This window comes from Bradyrhizobium sp. CCGUVB23 (genome assembly GCF_024199885.1).
Classification (GTDB): Bacteria; Pseudomonadota; Alphaproteobacteria; order Rhizobiales; family Xanthobacteraceae; genus Bradyrhizobium.
The window spans coordinates 580,862-601,288 of sequence record NZ_JANADQ010000002.1 but is presented as its reverse complement, the minus strand read 5'-3'; the positions used below and the strand labels follow the sequence as shown (position 1 = coordinate 601,288).

General features: G+C 59.8%; 11 protein-coding genes and 5 pseudogenes. 4 read left to right on the top strand and 12 right to left on the bottom strand.

The window, feature by feature from the left end; genetic code table 11:
• Window positions 1-3: 3 nt before the first annotated feature.
• Window positions 4-1,110 (top strand): annotated as a pseudogene (locus NLN62_RS50950) (DDE-type integrase/transposase/recombinase); the annotation flags it as partial.
• 760 nt (window positions 1,111-1,870) lie between these two features.
• On the opposite strand, the pseudogene NLN62_RS50945 reads toward NLN62_RS50950, so the two are convergent.
• A pseudogene (locus NLN62_RS50945) lies at window positions 1,871-2,287 on the bottom strand (transposase); the annotation flags it as partial.
• Here NLN62_RS50945 and NLN62_RS50940 point away from each other — a divergent pair.
• Window positions 2,276-3,196, top strand: a pseudogene (locus NLN62_RS50940) (IS1380 family transposase); the annotation flags it as partial. The pseudogenes NLN62_RS50945 and NLN62_RS50940 overlap by 12 nt on opposite strands.
• Before the next feature lie 214 nt (window positions 3,197-3,410).
• Here NLN62_RS50940 and NLN62_RS50935 read toward each other — a convergent pair.
• The 7 genes and pseudogenes from NLN62_RS50935 to NLN62_RS53115 form a co-directional block, all read right to left on the bottom strand.
• On the bottom strand, window positions 3,411-5,873 hold the full coding sequence (locus NLN62_RS50935; protein WP_254114219.1) for an AAA family ATPase: 2,463 nt from the start codon (window positions 5,871-5,873) through the stop codon (window positions 3,411-3,413).
• On the bottom strand, window positions 5,870-6,067 hold the full coding sequence (locus NLN62_RS50930) for a hypothetical protein (RefSeq protein WP_254106432.1): 198 nt from the start codon (window positions 6,065-6,067) through the stop codon (window positions 5,870-5,872). The genes NLN62_RS50935 and NLN62_RS50930 overlap by 4 nt, the downstream gene beginning before the upstream one ends.
• A gap of 380 nt (window positions 6,068-6,447) precedes the next feature.
• Window positions 6,448-7,095 (bottom strand): hypothetical protein, encoded by a 648-nt coding sequence (locus NLN62_RS50925; protein ID WP_254106433.1) that lies wholly within the window; start codon window positions 7,093-7,095, stop codon window positions 6,448-6,450.
• On the bottom strand, window positions 7,070-7,984 hold the full coding sequence (locus NLN62_RS50920; RefSeq protein WP_254114218.1) for a DNA-processing protein DprA: 915 nt from the start codon (window positions 7,982-7,984) through the stop codon (window positions 7,070-7,072). Before NLN62_RS50920 ends, NLN62_RS50925 begins: the two co-directional genes overlap by 26 nt.
• A gap of 314 nt (window positions 7,985-8,298) precedes the next feature.
• Window positions 8,299-9,555: pseudogene (locus tag NLN62_RS50915) on the bottom strand (IS256 family transposase).
• A gap of 163 nt (window positions 9,556-9,718) precedes the next feature.
• Window positions 9,719-11,128 (bottom strand): DUF2130 domain-containing protein, encoded by a 1,410-nt coding sequence (locus tag NLN62_RS50910; RefSeq protein WP_254114217.1) that lies wholly within the window; start codon window positions 11,126-11,128, stop codon window positions 9,719-9,721.
• Window positions 11,129-11,324: 196 nt separating this feature from the next.
• Window positions 11,325-11,459, bottom strand: a complete 135-nt coding sequence (locus tag NLN62_RS53115; RefSeq protein WP_256576117.1) for a hypothetical protein — start codon at window positions 11,457-11,459, stop codon at window positions 11,325-11,327.
• Between the two features lie 250 nt (window positions 11,460-11,709).
• On the opposite strand from NLN62_RS53115, the gene NLN62_RS50905 reads away from it, so the two are divergent.
• Both NLN62_RS50905 and NLN62_RS50900 read left to right on the top strand, forming a co-directional pair.
• Complete coding sequence (locus NLN62_RS50905) at window positions 11,710-12,750, top strand: IS110 family transposase (protein WP_254106570.1); 1,041 nt, start codon at window positions 11,710-11,712, stop codon at window positions 12,748-12,750.
• 290 nt (window positions 12,751-13,040) lie between these two features.
• Window positions 13,041-13,810 (top strand): annotated as a pseudogene (locus NLN62_RS50900) (IS110 family transposase).
• Between the two features lie 496 nt (window positions 13,811-14,306).
• Here the strand turns inward: NLN62_RS50900 and NLN62_RS50895 are convergent.
• From NLN62_RS50895 to NLN62_RS50880, 4 genes are all read right to left on the bottom strand, one after another.
• Window positions 14,307-15,761 (bottom strand): GntP family permease, encoded by a 1,455-nt coding sequence (locus tag NLN62_RS50895; protein ID WP_254114216.1) that lies wholly within the window; start codon window positions 15,759-15,761, stop codon window positions 14,307-14,309.
• A 1,401-nt stretch (window positions 15,762-17,162) separates the two neighbouring features.
• Window positions 17,163-19,376, bottom strand: coding sequence for an ATP-dependent RecD-like DNA helicase (locus tag NLN62_RS50890; protein WP_254114215.1), 2,214 nt, complete (start codon window positions 19,374-19,376; stop codon window positions 17,163-17,165).
• The gene (locus NLN62_RS50885; protein WP_254114214.1) at window positions 19,373-19,624 is read right to left on the bottom strand and encodes a hypothetical protein; all 252 of its coding nucleotides are present in this window, start codon (window positions 19,622-19,624) and stop codon (window positions 19,373-19,375) included. The genes NLN62_RS50890 and NLN62_RS50885 overlap by 4 nt, the downstream gene beginning before the upstream one ends.
• 366 nt (window positions 19,625-19,990) lie before the next feature.
• Complete coding sequence (locus tag NLN62_RS50880; RefSeq protein WP_254114213.1) at window positions 19,991-20,146, bottom strand: hypothetical protein; 156 nt, start codon at window positions 20,144-20,146, stop codon at window positions 19,991-19,993.
• Window positions 20,147-20,427 lie beyond the last annotated feature (281 nt).

Here is a 20,427-nt window from a genome sequence, read left to right as displayed (position 1 = left end):
TGAAAGCGCCTGGCGGGCGACACGGCGCGGGCGGCAACCTCCGGCGAGGTGAAGGATCTCCGCCGGGAGGCCGCCGCCTTGAAGGAGGCCGTGGCCGATCTGACCCTGGAGAACCGCCTGCTCAAAAAAAGCATCAATGGGGCTGGGGAGGAAGAGGCATGAGGTATCCCGCCTCAGAGAAGGCCGAGATCATCCAGTTGGTCGAGCAATCGCATCTCCCGGCCAAACGCACGCTGGACATGCTCGGTATCCCGCGCGCCACGTTCTATCGCTGGTATGACCGCTACCGCGAGGGTGGCGTTGAAGCGCTGGCCGATCACCGGTCTCGACCAAACCGGGTCTGGAATCGGATCCCAGACGATGTGCGAGGCCAGATCATCGATCTGGCACTGGAGCTTCCGGAGCTGTCGCCGCGCGAGCTGGCCGTGCGCTTCACCGACGAACGAAAATACTTTGTCTCCGAGGCGTCGGTCTATCGGCTGCTGAAGGCGCATGACCTTATCACCAGCCCGGCCTATGTGGTGATCAAGGCCGAGAACGAGTTCAGGGACAAAACCACGGCCGTCATTCAAGATCACCGGCTGGGGCTGGTACTATCTCTCGACCGTGCTCGACGACTTCTCGCGCTACATCGTGGCCTGGAGGCTTGGTCCGACGATGTGCGCCTCCGACGTCATGGGCACGCTCGATCAGGCACTCGCAGCGTCCGGCCTCGACCACATCACCGTCACACAGCGACCTCGGCTCCTGAGCGACAATGGGTCGAGTTACGTGGCAGACGATCTGGCCATGTGGCTCGAACAGAAAGGCATGCAGCATGTCCGTGGCGCTCCGTATCATCCCCAGACCCAGGGGAAGATCGAGCGCTGGCATCAGACCCTGAAGAACCGCATTCTGCTCGACAATTACTACCTTCCTGGCGATCTCGAACGACAAGTAGGAGCCTTTGTCGAACACTACAATCACGTTCGCTACCACGAGAGCATCGACAACCTCACACCAGCCGACGTCTACTTCGGCAGGGCCGAGGCGATCCTTGCAGAACGCAACCGCATCAAGCACGACACCATCGCAAACCGACGCTTGCAGCATCGGCTGCAGGCCGCTTAAACTCTAATCCGCGTGAACCAGAGCCTCCCTTCTCAAACCGCCTGATCAGTCTCAAATTATCTGACGACGGACACTCATCGAGATCGACCAGCTTGTATTGACGGCTCGCGATCCAACTCAGGAGCCCACCAACCACGTTGAGGCAACGCCACGTGCCGTGCCGAACGAGTCCCTCTTCGACGAGACGAGCGCCATAGCGCTCGATGAGCAGTCCGTGCGGTCCGCCTCTGAGACGCCGGTACAGCCGGCTTCTGCCCAAGTACTCTTTCGCAATCATACCCTGACCTCCGCTGTTGAAAGCGGAGGTACAAGACAAACTATGCCGAGCCGATTACACGCCGCTCACGGTGAATCTCGGGGAAAACAAGCCCATTCGGCATAGTTCGGCAGTCGGCATAATAGAGAGCGTTTTTAGATTGGCGGCGCGTGGTTCGGTACCCAACACGAGCACTCGCAGGGGCGCCGGTAATCTAAAAACGTGTTGGACGAAGCCGCGGGCACGCCGCTGCAGCTATGGGTGTTGAATCACTGCGCCGTTATTTGTGAAACGTCGTGATCTGAACTGGGGACAAGTCCAAAGCGGACATTATCACGAAAGTACTGGGTGGAAGCGACATCTGGGAAGCGAAGTAGCCGAAAAATGCGAAGCGCCGGAGGTTTGACGTCGGATGAACGACAACAGGGCATCGATCGGCTGCCGCGGCGGCCGATCGAATTGCGAAATGGAAGGTGGTGGTTCTTGGTTGATCGAGGTCTCGCATCAAGAAGTGTCCGGTGAGCGAGCGGCACTGAACGAACCTGGCTGCAAGACCTCGACGCACACCATGTGGCCTTGATGACAGGACGGACATTGACGCAAGGAAGCGGCATTGCAGTGCTCAGCCTTCTCGGGGCAATCGGATGGCGCTTCCGGCTCCGAATGAGCATCGGCGGATATCATTCCGAGCAGTTCACGGCAGCGAGCGAGCTTTTGCTTGCGGTAGCGGTTACCCAGAAATCCATAGTAGCGAATACGTTTGAAGCCTTCGGGCAGGACATGGATGAGGAACCGCCGAATGAACTCCCCGGCGTCCAGCGTCATTACTTTCTGCTGGCTTCCGTGGCGGTAATCCTTCCATCGAAAGCGTACTTTGCCGTCTTCGATATCGATGACACGGCTGTTGCTGATCGCTACCCGCGCGAGCCGGCATCCGTCACGCTCGACATCGATGATACCTGCGATGTCGTCCACGGCCATCAGCAGCTCTCGCTGTTCAATGCTCATTATGACGAACGCTGCTTCCTGCCGATCCACGGCTACGACACGGAGAAGAGCCGGCCCGTGGCGGTCGTGCTGCGGCCCGGCAAGACGCCGGGCGGCGTCGAGGTGCGTGCCCATCTGCGCCGCCTGATACGGCATATCCGGACGCGGTGGCACAAGACGCGAATTACGTTCCGTGGCGACGGGCACTATGCTCGGCCGGAGGCCATGACGTGGTGCGAGAACAACGGCATCGACTACATCTTCGGTCTGTCCGGTACCAAGCCTCTCGCCAGAAAAGTCGACGAGGTCGCCGACGACATTCGCACGCGACGCGCCATCGAGAACCTGCCTGTTCTGCGCGGCTATACCGAGACGCGCCACAAGGCAAAGTCCTGGGATCACGAACGGCGCACTGTCGCCCGTATTGAGGCGACGATGCTCGGCCTCGACATCCGCTTCGTCGTCACCAGCCTCGATGTCGGCTCGGCCGAGTGGATCTACGACAGCCTGTATTGCGCGCGCGGCCAAGCCGAAAATCTGATCAAGCTGCATAAGACGCAGCTCGCCTCCGATCGCACCAGTTGCCGTTCGGCGCTCGCCAACCAGGTCCGTCTCGTTCTCCACACCGCCGCTTATTGGTTGATGCTTACCGTGCGCGGCGCCATTCCCAAAGTCCGGGAATTGGCCACTGCCGAGTTCGCGACGCTGCGTCTTCGTCTCTTGAAAATCGCAGCCCGGGTCGTCGAAACCGCGAGCCGCATTCGCCTTGCGTTCGCCGCGGCATGCCCCGAAGCCGACCTCTTCCGCAGCTTGCCCGGCGCGCTGCTCCCGCTCGGCCCGTAACCGACCGGGCCTGCGCCCGCTCACCCGCCCCACTCCTCCAACGCGTACAAAACAGCTTGATGTAGAACCCGGTGACAAAAGGCCGGACGGTCACCCACGCCAGCCGCCAGCCCCCGTCAGACGTCAAGAACGACCGTGCTCTCGTGAATAGATCGGGCTAAATACGCCAAGAATTGTGTCCTGGTCGATAATTCGACGAGAGCTCACACAGACGTCAGCGCTTACTCAGTGAACGATAGAATTTCTTGGTACCGCCGCCGGGTGGATCTTCGTACATGAAGCATTCGGCGTACTCGTCGATCGCTTGCATCACGCCGAGCAGCGACCCGCTAGAAAAGGCGCTGGTCGATCCGGTAGCGAAGTGAGCGACGAAATTCCCGGTTATGCTCGCCATGTGGGTCTGCAGACCGGCCTCTTGGGCGGCGTCAAGCACGAGGATGCCGGCCGCCTTATGCAGCTTTACAGCGGCTTCGATTGCGGCTGACGCGTTGCCAACCTGCTTATTGTTATCGTCGAGTGCGAAGTCGATCGGCACGGGTATCTTTACCTTCTGGATGACGTCCAATAGCCGATGTTCGAGATACTGCCGAAGGCGCGGTGCGGCATCGTCTACTTGGCCTGCCTGTAGAAAGCGGAGCGTAGCGTCACGAACCCGGTTGACCGCGTCGGACTGCGGCAGCACAGCCGTGCGGGCCGTTCCCTCCAACCGTTGATGTTTCCAGCTTTGGCCGTTGTTCCGGTTGAAGAGCTTCTCTACCAGAGTGTCGTGGCTCAGCAGGATGACTTGCGGGCCGTTGGCTTGCATCGGCCGTGCAAACTGTGTGCGAATGAGCTCCATCAGGTGGAATTGGTGGCCGGCGTCAAAGCTCGAAGTGACGTCGTCAAGCACGATGAAACGCGGTTCGCCGCCATAAAGCGTCGCGGCCGCTAGGTAGACCGACACTGCAAAGGCGTTGCGGAAGCTCTCTGAAAGAAGTGCCTGCGCTGAGACGTTCCTCAAAGTGAAAAACTGCGAAAGCCCGATGGAAAGAGCCTCCGCGCCATCGGCCTTGGCCAGGGACGGTTTGACGGGCTCGTACATGATGGACCCGAAGAACTTCTGGCATAGCGGCTCGACCGCCGCGAGACGCCGCTTTGACAAGTCGGCCTCAGCAGCCGCGAAAGTGTCGCTTGCTTTGTCCAGAAAACCCTTGATGCGATTGATCGCAGCAAGCTTGCTGGTAACCTTGGCGAGGCCGGCCTGTGCGTCAAGAACGTCCTTCCAGGCCTTTTGGAGGCGGCGCGCCGCTTCGACCGCGCTCGTGACGGCGACCAGAGAGGCTGGCAACTCCTTTTCGAGGGCCTCTCGCTTCGTCTTCGTATCTTGCAACGCAGCCGCAGCACGTTCCAGCAAAGTTGAGCGCCACGCCCAGAGGTCGCGCACCTCACTTTCAGTCAACGCTAGCTCCGCTCTCTTGCCGAGCGCCGCGAACATTAGTTGGTCGCCACCTTCAGCATGCGCCTCTTCAAGTTTGCGGAGCTCGCCCCATCCTCCGCCTTTCCATTCGGTCTCAAGCTTTGCTGTACAATCCTCGAGTTCCTGGAACGCCGCCAAACGGGCTTCCAGCCCTGGAAGCAGAGATCCTGCGCTCTCCTGCTCGCACGCCGGGCACTGATTCTTGTTAGGCCACGAATCATCGCACAGAACCGCTCGGCTCGCGGCGTATAGGGCCTTGAGGAGCTTTCCGGCGGTCTGCGACATCGCCTGATCCCGTTCGGTCGCAAGGGAGAGCAGCTTCTTAAAGTTGTCGTCGGATGGGCCTACCGAAATCCGGCTGGCGATCATCGTCTCCTGCCGCTGCAGGCCCGCAAGGCGTGCCGGAGCGTCTCCACCTTCGGCTTTTTTGATGGCCTCGACGCAGTCGTCGATGACAATCTCGCCGAACAGTTTGCCGGTGCAGTGGGGGTTCAGAATCGCAATTTGGTGAAGGGCGTTGTGAGCTTTGAGTACCGCAGCCGCATGATCCTTCTGGTCAAGCAACGACGTCTGGGTCAGCGCCTGGAAGGCGCTGACGGCCTCCGCTTGCTGCTTGATGATCGTCGCCTTCAGTGAGGTATCTTGCTGGTTGAGGGCTTTGACATCGAAATGGTTGTTGAACGCCCTCGTGTTCGAAAGTGCCTGGAGTTCCTGACGAAGCGCCGAGTACGCGGCAAGTCCTAGCAGGCCGGCAAAGGCGCGGCCGCGCTCGAGGGCCTTGTCATCAATGAACGATTGTAGCGTCTTGTGATCTAGGAGCACGAAATCGCGGTTGAGGGAGGCGAGCAACTTTTCGCCGTCAACTCCTTTGGGCGCAGAAACCTTTCGCGCGCCAGCCACGTCGCGCGTGATCGAAATGGTGACGGGCTTACCGGCGCCATCTGGGTGTACGGTCAGCTTGATCGTCCCCGTGCTCTTCGAGTGGAAGCGGTTCAGGTAGTAGCCGTCGCCCCCCTCAGAGGCCGGCAACTCGTCGAGTTTGGGGATACGCTTGCGCAGCGCGTACGTTAGGGCGTCGAAGATCGAGCTTTTGCCGACGCCGTTCGGAGCGGAAACCGAGTTCACGGCGTCGTGGGTGAAATTCAGGACGAGCGGATCACCCTCGTTGTTGATGCCGCGGAAGCCTTCGACTTCAAGACACTCGAGAAACCAGCCGCTCACGACGCCCCCTTCGGGGTCTGCACCAGGGCCGCGAGAAGCTGATCCAGGATCCCGTCGGCGTCGGCGCCGGCGATCAAATCCTCGAGCCGGGCGGCAAGGACAGGTCCTAAGATACCATCGAGCCCGGATACCTCCTTCGCATATGTCGCAAGATTGTCTGGCAACGGTGCGGTGTCGTCGAACTTGAAAGCCATTGATTGCTCCCCCTGCTTCTATCGTCGCTAACCTCAACGCAACTTTCAATAGAACGAAAGGGTTATTGCCCTTCGCCTCGCTGCAGACGGGGTGACCAACGCGACTCGGAGACGGGCGAGCGGAAGCCCATCGAGCATCGAAGCTGTACCAAGATGTGAGCGCTACCGTTAGAGACAGCGCTTGAGGCCACTGGGACTGAAAAGCCTCTGTTAACAACTTTATTAGTCATTCAACTGACTCCATTTGCGACCAAACCTTATCAGTCAGCGAACTGACTCCGTTTGTGTAATTCTCTTATCAGCACCCAACCCGGATGGGCACGTCATTACGATCAGGCCGCGAGCGTCACGCCGGTTCACGGGTCGCCGCGAAGTACCAACTATAACTTCAGCAGATCGTCTTCGGAGAGTTCTTCAAACGGATTTGGAATCGCGCGTCTGGCAACGAAAAGACCGATCACGCGGGCTTGTGGAGCGCGCTCCAAAATCATTTCCTTGATTGCCTTGAAATGGGAGCCGGTCGTGAGAACATCGTCGAAAATCCCGACGATACCCCGCAAGTTTTGCAGCCGATTTTCGACGATCCTATAGTTTTGTTTGAGTTCGGCCGGCGACTTCCTGTGGCCACCCTTGAACGTGTCAGTGGAGGCGATCTGCTCGACTAGCTCCCGAACATCTGGTGGGGTCGCAGCGCGGATTCCTCTGCATACCTGAACCATCCGATCATCGTAAGCCGGGTCGGTCTTCGCCTTCGATGGTGGAATGGGGACAATCGTGGCCTGGTCCAGCCATTCCGCACTCAGAACCGCAGACAAGTCACGAGCACATCTTGCGATCGCTGGCGCCTTGTAATGGTAGCCGCCATCGCCGCGCTTCTTCTGAAGATTGTGGATCAGTTGGTTGGTATCGCCGCCTCGCCAGCCCTTACCTGCTGTGTACTCATAGAGATAATGACAGTCGTCACTCTCGTCGAGGTACCAGTGGTCCCGCCGGTTTGTCTCGTCAATTTGCTGAAGCAGGCGTGCCATCACCTAATACGCCCAAGATATCGGCGAGGTCGCGGACACGAATCGCGCCTCGCTTCTCGAAGCTCGCCGGCCAGGTGATGCCATCCCGCTTGAAGCAAGAATCGAGGATGAACAGCTTGCGGCCCTGCTGAAGTGCGGCACGAGCCTGCGTGAGCGTCCCGCTCGTGTCGCTGGCCTCCACGATAACCGTCCCCTCCGTGAGCGCGCTCATCGTGACATTCCGCTCGGGAAAGAACAGCTTGTTCTGCGGCACATACTGACTAGCGTATCGCAGCACTGGCACCTGCGAAATGAGCAGATGCTGCTCCGCGATCTTGCGTTGGAGAGCCTGGTTTTCCTTCGGGTAATAGATTCCGATCGGCGTGCCGATCACCGCAATGGTGTGGCCCTTCGCCTCGATCGCGGCTGTATGAGCTGCGGTGTCGATACCGGTCGCTAATCCCGACACGACGGTGAAGCCGCGTTCGACCAATGCACGTGAGAGCTTACCCGCACGCAGTTTCCCCTCTTCGCTCGCATTGCGGCTGCCTACGATGGCGACACACCGGGTCTCGACGAGTTCCCAAGCGCCTTGGAAGTACAGCATCTCTACGGGATGCCTCGCGTCTCGGAGCTTCGAAGGATAATTCCCAGTAAGATTCAGCCGGGTGCCAAACCTGCAGATGCCAGCCTTCTTAAGTGCTGCCAGAACCTCCGCAGCGCAAGCGTCAGCTACAGCACCCGGAACGAAATCGGATGGGACGGCAGTCGGATCGGAAGCGAACTTCTCTGCGATCGTTTTGAAGGTCGCGCCCTTCTCGAGCCACAGCGCCTCGTACGCTCCGAGCTCCCTGCGCGGCGAGATCGACCGTACGGCGGGTCCGTCATTCATTCGTGCAAGCAGGTTCATCATCCAACCCTAGCCACCCCCTGCGGCGGCGTCGAATCCACAGTGACGAAGTCCACTAGTTTGAGGAGCCAACATTTGTGGGCAAAAAGTTCAAAAGCCAGTTTAGTGGATGACAAGAACAAATCAAGAACAAATAGATAACTCATTAAGTATCATATGGTTACGTGGTGAACGAGAGGTGAATTCGGTGTCGGGCCCACGGCTTACTGCACCATCATCGCAGCGTCAGTGAAGCATACCAGCTTCGGACACGCGTGATGGGGATGTCCCGATCGCTGTTGAACTAGGTCGGGCCGACGTTGCCGGAATGAATGTTACGCGGCCCTCGTGACGTGGGCAACGGGGTTGATCGTCATGCGATTGTGGCGAGCTTGAAGAGCCGCACGCAGAACCGACAATTGCTTATGCGCCTTCAATCGTCGGAAGCCCTTGTTGGCCTCGATCATGCCGGCTCCCATCGCAAGGCCATACCGGCATCCCGCCAGCGTTTGACGTTGCGCGTGACACGGCGAATGGTGCCCATCATGTTCTCGGCGATGTTGGTACAGGCGAGCGATCGACGAAGCTCCTTCGGCAACTTCAACCGGACGACAGTCAGGATTTCATCGAGGCCTTCGAGGATGCTCGCCGCTACGCCGGGCCGACGCGCGAGATTGCGGATCAGTTTTTCAGCCTTGTCTGCGTCATCGAGCTCCCAGGCCTGGCGCAGCACCCGACGGGTGGCCGCATGATGCTCTTTCGGCAGGCGTTCCATGATGTTGTGTCGCCTTGTGGATCTGGCAGCGCTGGATCGCTGCGGCCGAACCGAAGGTGCGGCGGATCGCCTTCGACAACGCCTTCGCACCGTCGGCGATGAACAGTCTTGGCGCCGTCGGGTCGAGCCCCGCGCGAGACCAGGTTGTCCAGCAGGGTCTGAACCGTTGCGGCATTCTCGGTCGCCCCTTCCACCAGCGCCAGCGGATGCTTGTTGCCTTCGCCGTCAACCCCGATCGCGGCGACCAGCACGAGATCCTCGCCGAGATGCAGCCCGTCGATTTGGACCACCAGAAGGTCGAGCGCGGACAGATCGGCAGCCATGAAGTCGGCCAGCCGCGCCGCCGACAGCGCTACGAACCTCCGCGAGGCCGCCGACTTCGAAACCCCCGATCCGGGCGGTGCCGGCACGTCTCCCTCGGGCAGCCGGACAGCGCGGCCGAACCGGCGCGTCGACACATTGATCAGCATCAGGTTCATCGCCCAGCGACCGAGCCAGTCCTCCTGCGCTGCCGTTTCCCAGCTCGGGATCGTGACCTCGCGGCCGTCCACGCCCCGGACCCGCGGGCGCTCGACCTCGATCTTGCCGCCGTGGAAGCCGATCCGTCCGCGCGTTCGGCCCCAACGGTGCGCCCGCCGCGCCGCATCGCGACCGTGGCGCGGCCCGCAGGCCGCCGTGACATCCGCCTCCATCATCGTGCCGAGCGCCTCGATCCCGCCGCAAGGCAGAACCGATCAAAGCTCGCCCGCACTTCTGTAAACGCTTCGTCGACAGCCCCAGTCGGCGGCCAACCCGCCGGTGTGATATCTCTCGTCATGGCGTTGCTCTCCTTTGAGGAATCAGCACCCCGAGCCTACCGGCTCAAGGTGGGCAACGCCGACCTCTTCAGAAAATCAACAGAACCCGGGACATCCCCGCGACCATCTATTGGTCACCCACAATCTGACGTCACGGTAGTTTCTGCCTGACCTGGCTAGAAATCACTCCGCTGCTTCAGCGGCATGGCTTTTGAGCTCCGCAAACTTCGCTGCCATCGTCGGATTGGAGCGAGTCAACTTCTTGATCGTCACGTCCTGCGCCTTGTCGTTCGCGAGGCGCAGGTTGCGGTCCGCGCCGATCAGCGCATCTTTGGTCTTCTGCAGATGATCAATGGACTTGTCGATCTCGGTGATTGCGGTCTGGAAATTCCTGGAAGCCAGATCGTAGTTCTTCGAGAACGCCGTCTTAAAGGTCTCTAGCTGGCTTTCAAACTGGGTGATGTCGATGTTCTGCGCCTTCACCAGCGCCAGCTCAGTCTTGTACTTCAGCGAGTTGATCGCGGCATTCCGCAAGAGCGTAATCATCGGCAGGAAGAACTGCGGCCGGATGACATACATTTTCGGATAGCGGTGGAAGACGTCGACAATGCCGGCGTTGTAGAGTTCGTTGTCCGGCTCAAGCAAGGAGACCAGGATGGCATACTCACAGCCCTTCTCGGTCCGGTCCCGGTCAAGCTCCTTGAGGAAGTCCTCGTTCTTGCTCTTCGTGGCGGTTTTGTCGCTTTCGTTCTTCATCTCGAACATGATCGAGATGATCTCGGTGCCGGCGTCGTCCGAGTCGCGGAAGATATAGTCGCCCTTGCTGCCGGTCCGCGTGTCATTGTCCTTCTCGAAGTACGCCCGCGGAAAGGCCATCGAGCGCACCCGGTTGAACTCGGTCTCACAGTGCTGTTCGAGGGTCTCGCCAACCATCTTGGTCGAGAGGCGGGCCTTCATGTCCTTCAGGCGCTCGATCGCGTCGTCGCGATCCTTGATCTGCGTTTCGTACTTGTCCTTCAGCGATTGCTCGGAGAGCTGCTTTTCAAGCTGGACCTGCTTGATGCCGTTCTTCAGCTCATCGCGCTCCTTCTCGATGGCACCGACCGCCTCGGTCACGGCGAGTTTCTTCTCAAGCTCAACAGCCTGGAGCTTGGCCTTCAGCTCCTGAATTTCCTTTTCCTTGGCAGCAGACGCCTTGTGCAGCTCGCCGGCCAACAGGGCATCGGCAAGCTCCGAGGCCGCTTTCTTGTCGCGCTCGGACTCGGCCAGCGCGTTTGCCAGCCGGTCACGCTCTTTTTCCACTGTGCTGAGCGCTTCGCTGACGGCGAGTTTCTGGGCGACCTCGCTTCCCTCAAGCTTGGACTTCAACTCCAGGATCTCGGCATCCTTGGTGGCCGCAGTCTTCTGCAGATCGTTGCGGACCTGGGCCTTCGCCAATTCCACGGTGCTCTGCTTGTCACGCTCGGCCAACTCTAGCCGTTCGTGGAGTTGTTGGGCGAAATCGGCGTCGCGGACCTGCTTCAGGATATCCGCGTAGCCGGTCTCATCGACCTTGAAGGCCTTATCGCAATGTGGACAGATGATCTCGTGCATGGTTCCTGTCCGGATCGGGGCGGCTGCAGTTGTGTTCAAATACGGCGCGGCAGAATCGCCCTGTCGCCATGAGAACAGAATTAGAACAAGGAAATTTGGAGGGTCAAGCCGGAAGCAGCGGTTTTGCGCAACTTGCTAGAGGAAATTCTCCACTTCTCGACGCTAATCAGCGGTTTCAACACGGGGATCTCGACGGCTAACGCCAACGTGTCTGCTGATCTTTGAAGCGCTGCGCCGACGTCCGGTCGTCATCTGCCTCTTCGGCCTCTTCGGCCTCCTCGACCTCAAGCCAGAGCATCAACAGCGCGTAACCGTCTTGCTGAGGATACATTTGCCCAAAAAGCTCGGCGCGCTGGCCGGGTTTCAGATCTACCCATTGCTCCGGGCTGATCGCCGAAAGTTCACTTGCGACCCGCTGACGCTGGTCCTTGGCTCGGAAGATCGATGCCCTTGGGACCGGCTTGCCGTACGGGACCGATATCCACGGGTGTGTTTCGGCGTGTTGGGGGGTGGACGGCCCCCGACGGCATCGATTGTGCCAGAATGAGGTCGTTGCAGATCTCAGACAAAGGAGACCGTCCGTGGAACAGATTAGCCGAATCGGCATGGATACGTCGAAGCGTTTTTTCCAACTTCACGGGGTGAACGCCGCCGAGAAGGTGGTTTTGCGCAAGAAGTTGCGGCGCAAGGAGATGGTTGAGTTCTTCGAGAAGCTTGCGCCGACGGTGATCGGGATCGAAGCCTGCAGCGCCTCCCACCATTGGGCGCGGCTTTTGCGGTCGTTCGGCCATGAGGTGAAGCTGATCGCGGCTCAACTGGTCAAACCGTATGTAAAGCGCAGCAAGAACGATACGGCTGACGCCGAGGCGCTTTGCGAGGCGATGAGCCGGCCAACGATGCGTTTTGTGCCGGTAAAAACTGCCGAGCAACAGGCGGCCCTGATGCTGGTCAGCCTGCGCGATCGGCTCATCCGCAATCGCACGCAATTGTCGAATGCCATCCGCGGCTATGCCGCCGAGTTTGGCTTTACCGCCGCCAAAGGGATGGTGCACCTCGATCCGCTGTTCGAACACATTCAAGCGGATGAGAGCGTGCCCGACCTGGCTCGCGAGCTGTTCGCGGCCCAGGCTGAAGAATATGCTCAGTTGCAGGCGCAAATCGCCGAAGTCGCCGCCAAGCTCATGGCTTGGCACAAGGCTGATGAATGCAGCCGACGTCTCGCCAAGATCCCTGGCGTCGGTCCGATCGGCGCGGCGCTGTTGATGATGAAGACCCCGGCGCCTGAGCTATTCCGGTCAGGGCGCCAGTTTGCGGCCTGGATCGGATTGACGCCGAAGGATCATTCTACGGCCGGCAAGGTCAGGCTCGGCGCCATCACCCGGGCCGGCGATGAAGCTTTGCGCGCCGTGCTGGTGTCGGGGGCCACCGCCGTGATCAGGCATGCTGTTCGCTGCGGAGGACGCGCCTCGCCCTGGCTCCTCGACCTTCTCAAGCGCAAGCCGCCGAAGCTGGCCGCCGTAGCGTTAGCCAATAAGATGGCCCGTATCGCTTGGAAACTGATGGTCACGGGCGAAAACTACGCCATGACATCCGCGCGCGTCGCTCCGGCGGGCGCGGCATAGAGATCAGCCAGGCACGGGGAGCAACTTAACTGCAACCGTGCTGAGCCGATGCCGGAACTTGCAAGGTGACAAGCAGATGGTGTGATCGATCGATCCTAGACACGAGATACTCCGTGGACCCCACTGACCCCGCAAAGGTCGCCGGCGTGTTTGGAACTCGCGTCGCGGAAACCATCTTGGCCAGCGTTCATCTGCGAGCGCGACAACAGGCTGATGGAGTGGATGCCCCTCCCGCCGGCATCGCAATGTGCCAATGAGGATATTCGCAATCATCAAGGAAGAAGACATCCATGGAAAATGTTACCATCATTGGGATTGATCTGGCAAAGCGCACTTTCCAGCTGCACGGGGCAGGCGCCGATGGTTCGGTGATCTTCCGCAAGAAACTATCGCGCGAGCGAGTTTTAGGTTTTCTGGACAGCCAGCCGAAGTGTCTGGTGGCGATGGAAAGTTGCGCTACCTCGCACTACTGGGGCCGTGAGATTGCTAAGCTTGGACATGAGGTGAGGCTCATTCCGCCCATCTATGTGAAGCCGTTTGTCAAAAGACAGAAGAACGATGCTGCCGATGCTGAGGCGATCGTTGAAGCCGCCTCGCGCCCAACGATGCATTTCGTCGCCGTGAAAACTGAAGCTCAGCAGGCTCAGAGCATGGTGTTCCGAACGCGAGATATTCTCGTCGGCCAGCGGACGCAGATGATCAATGCGTTAAGAGGCCACCTAGCCGAATATGGTGTGATTGCGCCCCAAGGCACAGTTCATGTGCATCGGCTCGAGCAGGTTATTGAGGATCCAAAGTTCGGCTTACCTGAACAGGTGTCGGAAAAACATCAAAGATGGGCCAGCGCGATATCCGCCGCCTCTTGATCCTTGGCGCAACATCGGTCGTTAATTGGGCTGGACGAACGGGCGTGCCAAAGGGTCCGTGGCTTACCCGGATGCTGGTATGCAAACCGCGCATTCTGGTTGCAACTGCGCTGGCCAATAAGATGGCGCGGATAGTCTGGGCCCTAATGACCAAAAAAGAGAATTACCGCGATCCGGCAGCAGCGGTGGCTTGAGACGCGCCATCCGCCGATAGCGTCGGAATGTGAGAAGGGCAGAAGGACGGGTAAGGGAACACGGTCTTAGAGACGGGATTTGGATAACCAGAATATGTCCAGGAGCTTTGAGCTCGCCAGGCCGATTTGGACCTAATCCGCGTATCGCCATACAGGCCCGCGGCGTGCGAATGCCGCAACTTATGAGGCCGGACACACGACCGCACCTGATCGCATGTTCTCAAGTTCGTCGATAAAAACTTCTTGCATTCCCGGGGGCATCCACACACGGACATATGGACGCAAGCGATCTGATCAAAACACTGCAAAAAGACCCTTGCGAGGAGAGGGCCGTCCACATATGGGGTCTCGACCATGATCGGCGTAGGGTCCCGTCATCTCAAATCAATGAAATCAACGGCCTGAAAGGGTCCCGACGACGCCGATGGGGTCAATGTTCGATCAGCATTCACAGTCGTGATCAAGGAGCCTGCGTCGTGACAAAGCAGGTACCCATTCAAAATGATCCCACTCCGCCGCCGAGCATGATCACGACGGCTAACGCGACGATCGACGGAACGATGCCGACCATGAAAATGTCGAAGTAGCTGTCGTGATGGGTCATGCCGCAGATCGAGAGCAGACTGACCACTGCGCCGTTATGCGGCAAAATGTCAAGCGTGCCTGAGCCGATCACCGCGACACGATGCATCAGAGCGGGGTCGATGCCAGTTTGCGCCGCGATCTCAGCATAAGTCTGGCCGAGTGCGTCGAGCGCAATCGTGAGGCCGCCCGACGCCGAGCCGGTCAGCGCCGCCAGGACATTCGTTGCAACCGCGAGAGAAACAAGGGGGCCGCCCTCGATTGCCAGCACCCAGTCGCGCACGGCTGCGAATGCGGGCAGCGCTGCAATGACAGCGCCGAAGCCGACCAGACTTGCAACGCTCAGCGCCGGCAGTACGGACGCATTCGCGCCGGCATCCATGGTCTGCCGAAGCGCCGGCAGCCGAGGCCAGTTGAGAGCCATGACGGTTATGATGGCAGCGGTCAACGCGACCGCAACCGACCAGACGCCGGCGACGGCTGAAATCGATGTGCCGCCCCAGCGCTCGTCGGCAAGGTAGGAGAAATCAAGCTTCGGCAACACGCCAAGCGACATCAGAAGATTGACGGCGACGACGACCACCAGTGGCAGGATGGCGTTCAGTGCAGGCGGCGGCGCCTTGCTGCGGCGTCCATGCCGGATCTCGGCAGGATCGAACTCGCGGGCGGTGGTCGCACGTTCACGTAACAGCTCATCATCCGGCGTGCCCTCGGTTGCCGCCGGTGCCTCCTCGCCATAACCTTCGCCGGCGGCGCGGGCGGCCCCCTCAGCCCGTCGCAGCCACCACAGGCCGATACCGAGCATGACAAGGGATGCAACGATGCCGTGGCCGGGCGCCGCAAAGGGCGTCGTGCCGAAGAATGGCATCGGGATCACGTTCTGGATCGACGGCGTTCCCGGCAACGCCGACATGGTGAAGCTTGAGGTGCCCAGCACGACGGTCGCCGGCAGCAGGCGGCGGGGAATTGAGGCGGCACGGAACAGCGATTGCGCCATCGGGACGATGACGAAGAAGGCGACGAAGAGGCTCACCCCGCCATAGGTGACGAGCGCCCCCGCCAGCACGACGGCAAGGATCGCGCGGCGCTCGCCGAGGCATCTCGCCATGAAGGCAGCCGCGGAGGCGACTGCGCCGCTGTCATCCATCAGCTTGCCAAAGACGGCGCCGAGCAGGAAGATCGGAAAGAACTGCGCCAGGAAGCTGGCGGCGCTCACCATGAAATTCTGGGTCCAGTTGGCAAGCAACGGCTGTGCGCCGAACGCGGCCGCCACCAGCGCCGCGATCGGCGCGAGCAGCAGGACGCTCCAGCCACGAAACGCAAAGAAGATGAGCAGCGAAAGCCCAACGAGGATGCCCAGCAGTCCCATTCAGCACTCCGTGAGCAGGCTATTCAGGAGCGGGATTCCAGATCGGGCGTCGAGCGCTAGCCGATATCCGTGCCGAAAGCGTCAGTGAACTCCCTTGCTGCGAGCCGTCTTTCCGGGCACATCTCCGGATTTTGGATCAGCCCGGTGTTTGCAGCGGGTTTCCGTCGGCGAGCAGCAGCCCACGCGCGCCCTCGCTGACCGAACCGAGCTTACGGAGATAAGGACTGCACGGACCCGACAGCGCCAACGGCTCGGCGGATTAACTTGTCTGCATTCAAGTTCATTTTGCCTCGCTATGGCGGATTCGACTGCCTTAAGCAAGTCTTCTGCTGCCACCGGCTCTACAACAGCTGCTTATTCTCTCGGATGAGATTGATCTCCGCCACCTGCAAATTCTTGTAGGTTGACCAACATCGTGTTCAGGACTGAATTTCAGGCCTGCACTGGCAGTCATCAGCACAATCAAGACTGAGAAAAAGCCGAAGCGATGTCGCCACTACAAGCAATCGCCAGCTGGCTGGAGTTGGTGATGATTTCGTTGTCCGATTGGCGGCAGAATCAGGGGGCGGGGCGATCATGCACCGATAACGCGGAGTGCGTTGTGCTGACGTCGGGTCGACCTGACCATCCTCTCCGGAATAATAACGTGAGGGAAGCCCATTGTTTTTCATTCAGCCGAAGTCTTCCACTTCACGTGCACCATCTGGAAATGATCAGCACCTCTGCCAGCCATCCACCATCAAATCTGCCAGCATTCCAGATTCGGTGACGACATCTCGAATATTCGCTGGGGCACGCAGCTCTATTAATCGGCGAGCAGTCCTGCGGATCACAGCGGTTGCGGTCTTCGCGTGGCTCTTCGTGCGGCCAGGCCCGAGCGGTTCCCGATTAGCGAAAGCGAGCGCTCCGGCAAGCAGAGCGCTCGTCAATCCGGCCGCTCCTGATGATTTAGACACAAGTTACAGCTCCGTTAACGCTCACTCATTCCCGACCGGACATTGTCGCGTGACGGACTTGGAGTTCAAAAGTGTCGAGTTGGGCTCGAACTATGCAGACGTTGTTTACAGGTTTGGCTGCGCAGGCACTCTCATGTCAAGCGAGATCCAGGAGGGCATCAAGTTTCAGGTGTTTACGTGGAACGACGGGCAGGTCCTGGTGCTCTTCGCCAACGGAAGTCTTCTGATCGCATCACAGTCCGGCTCCTAATGCGAGATTCTGTGACGTAGCGAGCATTTTTTCTGCGGATTGGACGCAAAATGCGGGAGGCGGGCATCGCCAGATGCTCATGCAATAAGTGGGGGAGCCGTCCATGCTGTGATTGTTGTCGTCATCGCCGACCCATCTCGAATTCGCGCTGGCAGGTTGACGATGGTCGGCTCTGTTGCGGTTCGCGCGCCGAGATCAAATGATCGTGCCAATCGGCGCATGGTCGGATGAAGCCTCGCGCAGCCACTCGGCGAGCTTGGACCACCGTCGCCGCCCGGAAACATTCCGTACCGCGATGGCAACGGCCTTCTTCTGTCCAACCAGAACGACCAGCTTCTTGCCGCGGGTGACGCCGGTGTAGAGCAGGTTACGTTGAAGCATCGCGTAGTGCTGGGTCATGATCGGAATCACGACGGCGGGGTATTCCGATCCCTGGCTCTTGTGTATCGTCGCCGCATAGGCCGGGGCCAGAATGTCGAGTTCGCCGAATTCATAAGCAACAATGCGGCCATCGAATTCTGCGGTGAGCTCACCTTCGGCAGAATCGACGTCGACCACCGTGCCTATATCGCCGTTGTGGACCTCCTTATCGTAATCGTTCTCGATCTGCATAACCTTGTCGCCAGGGGCGAAGGTCCAGCCAAACCGTTCGACCTTGCGCTCGCCGGCAGGGTTGAGAGCGGCCTGCAATTCGACGTTCAGAGATCGGGCGCCGACACCGCCCCGGTTCATCGGACACAGGATCTGGATGTCACGAATCGGATTGAGGCCAAATCGCTTGGGGATGCGGGTTTTCACGAGCTCGATGATGCGAGCAACGACCTTCTCTGGTTCATCAGCCTGGACGAAGTAGAAGTCGCTTTCGCCTTCCGGCGGACTGAGATCGGGGATTGCGCCCTGATTGATGCGATGGGCGCTGACAATGATCCGGCTCTGAGCGGCCTGCCGGAAAACCTCGGTGAGCCGCACCACCGGCACGGCGCCGGAGAAAATGATGTCGGCCAGCACCTGGCCGGGACCGACCGAAGGCAGCTGATCGATGTCGCCGACGATCAACATGGCGGCCCCGTCCGGAACTGCCTTCAGCAACGCCCGCATCAGCATGGTGTCGACCATCGAGGCCTCGTCGACGACCAAGAGGTCGCAGTCGAGCAGGTTGTTCTCGCCGCGTTTGAAGCCACCTGTCTTGGGGTCGACTTCGAGCAGGCGGTGAATGGTCTTGGCCTCGAAGCCGGTCGCCTCGGTCATGCGCTTGGCGGCGCGGCCGGTCGGCGCACACAGCAGCAGGTTGGTGCCCTTGGCCGCCAGGATATTCAGGATGCCTTTGACGATCGTGGTCTTGCCCACCCCGGGTCCGCCGGTCATGACCACGACCTTGGATATCAGGGCGAGGCGAACCGCGGCGACCTGGCTTTCCGCGAAGGACATTCCGATTTGCTTCTCCACCCAACGCAAGGCCTTGTCGGGATCGATCGTTGGCCACGGTGGCACGCCGTTGGCCAGATGCAACAGGCGATCGGCAACGGTACGTTCGGCCCGATGAAGAGCGGTAAGGAAAACACACGGCGCATCACCAACCCGCTCTGCGACCACGGTCCCCTCTCGCAGTTCAAGTTCGAGCGCGGCACGGATCAGGCCCGAGGGAACCTCGAGAAGCTTCTGCGCGAGCGGGATCAGTTCGTCAGTCGGTAACCCACAATGCCCGTCATCCATCGCCTCGGTCAGGGCATAGGAGATTCCAGCGCGCACCCGCATCATCGCTGTCTTTTCGACGCCGAGCTTCATGGCGATGGTGTCGGCCGTCTTGAAGCCGATGCCGCGGATATCGCGTGCCAGCCGATAGGGGTTCTCGGTCATCACCTGGATCGCATCGGAACCGTAGGTCTTGAAGATCCGCACCGCACGTGCCGTTCCGACGCCGTGGCTGTGTAGGAACACCATGATCTCGCGGACGGCCTTCTGCTCGGCCCAGGCAGCCAAGATACTGGCGGCGCGGACCGGGCCGATGCCGCCAACCTCGCGCAGCCTGGCAGGGGTCGACTCGATGATGTCGAAAACCTTGTCGCCGAAGGCGCGTACGAGCTTCTTGGCATAGACCGGTCCGACACCACGGATCATTCCCGAGGCGAGATACTTCTCGATGCCGTCAGCCGACGTCGGCGGCGATGTTCGCAGGAACCGTGCCTTGAACTGCTGACCGTGGGTCCGGTCATTGATCCAGTCGCCTGTGGCTGTGATCCACTCGCCCGCGGCGATGGTCGCAGCATGGCCGACGGCCGTCACGAGGTCCCGATGGCCACGCGCCTTGACGCGCAGCACGCAGAAGCCGTTTTCGGCGTTGTGGAACGTGACACGCTCGACGATGCCGGCCAAGACGTCCTGGGATGATGCGTCGCTCTGAGGTCTCAATAATGTCCCCGTTTTAGGGGACTATCGGCTGCGCGTCGGGCCACCTCGCCGGTAGCTTGGCTGAATTGGTGGCGTGGGATATTGATGATGGCGAAGCGTCGGCGCTCCTCCGCCGCTGTCTCTGCGTCCGCTTCGACGAAGATTTCGACAGTCTCCTCGCTCGCATGAATCTCCACGCGAACGGGCGATTCGCCAAAATCGACTTCATGTCGCCGCCCACTTCGACCGCGAATGATCGCAAAGGACATTTGCATATTCTCCTTGGGGATGCCCCGGGTTCTGTTGAATTTCTGAAAAGGTCGGCGTTGCCCACCCTGAGCCGGTAGGCTCAGGGTGCTGATTCCACAAAGGAGAGCAACGCCATGAGGAGGGATATCACACCCATTCAGCATGCAAAATCGATCACGCAGGATGGACTTGTTGGCGGCGAAGCCTTCAGAAAATTGCAGGAAGCCGCCCGTGGTACTTTGGAGACAAAACCCTAATCCGGGATCAACAGAACCTCGCGGCGTCAATCACAGGTTCGTGGCAAAGGCCATCGTGAGAGGCGGTGAATTCTCCTTCAACTCGGCCATGTGGCCCTGCCGCCTCAGCTTGACAATTCGGGCGGCGGATTAGGCGTAGTCAACCAACAGCGGCGCATCGATGGGCTTTAGATGCGTATTGAGTACGAGTGCGGAGCCGAAAATACTTTGCTCAAGCTTCGGCAAGGATGCGATCGGGGTGATCGCCGGTCGCTTGTGGATTGTGTTCGTGAAGGATTTGGTCACAAAGTATCTCAGCGGCTGACCGCATATTCAGCCGGCTGCGACGGCCTTAGACGCGGGCTACGCTGCAGCCCACGTATGACAGCGTGGAATACGGTGAAGCAAAAAACTGGATTGGGTGTCCACCTTCCGGCTGAGAACGAAGCGTCATTGATCGGTCCCTGAACCGTCCCCGCTGCCATCTCCGTCTGCAGCTCCTTCAGCTGATCTGTCACCTGCGTCGCCGCGGCGACTTTCTTCGCCTCGGCTCCTATCTCCCGGAACGCCTTCGCCGGCGCCTTCTT

Bases quoted from the DNA above. Each gene is read 5' to 3' on its own strand.
- NLN62_RS50910 (WP_254114217.1), bottom strand. From the start codon at position 11,128: ATGCACGAGATCATCTGTCCACATTGCGATAAGGCCTTCAAGGTCGAT.
- NLN62_RS53115 (WP_256576117.1), bottom strand. From the start codon at position 11,459: ATGTATCCTCAGCAAGACGGTTACGCGCTGTTGATGCTCTGGCTTGAG.
- NLN62_RS50895 (WP_254114216.1), bottom strand. From the start codon at position 15,761: ATGGGACTGCTGGGCATCCTCGTTGGGCTTTCGCTGCTCATCTTCTTT.
- NLN62_RS50925 (WP_254106433.1), bottom strand. From the start codon at position 7,095: ATGGCACGCCTGCTTCAGCAAATTGACGAGACAAACCGGCGGGACCAC.
- NLN62_RS50930 (WP_254106432.1), bottom strand. From the start codon at position 6,067: ATGGCTTTCAAGTTCGACGACACCGCACCGTTGCCAGACAATCTTGCG.
- NLN62_RS50920 (WP_254114218.1), bottom strand. From the start codon at position 7,984: ATGAACCTGCTTGCACGAATGAATGACGGACCCGCCGTACGGTCGATC.
- NLN62_RS50885 (WP_254114214.1), bottom strand. From the start codon at position 19,624: ATGTCCTTTGCGATCATTCGCGGTCGAAGTGGGCGGCGACATGAAGTC.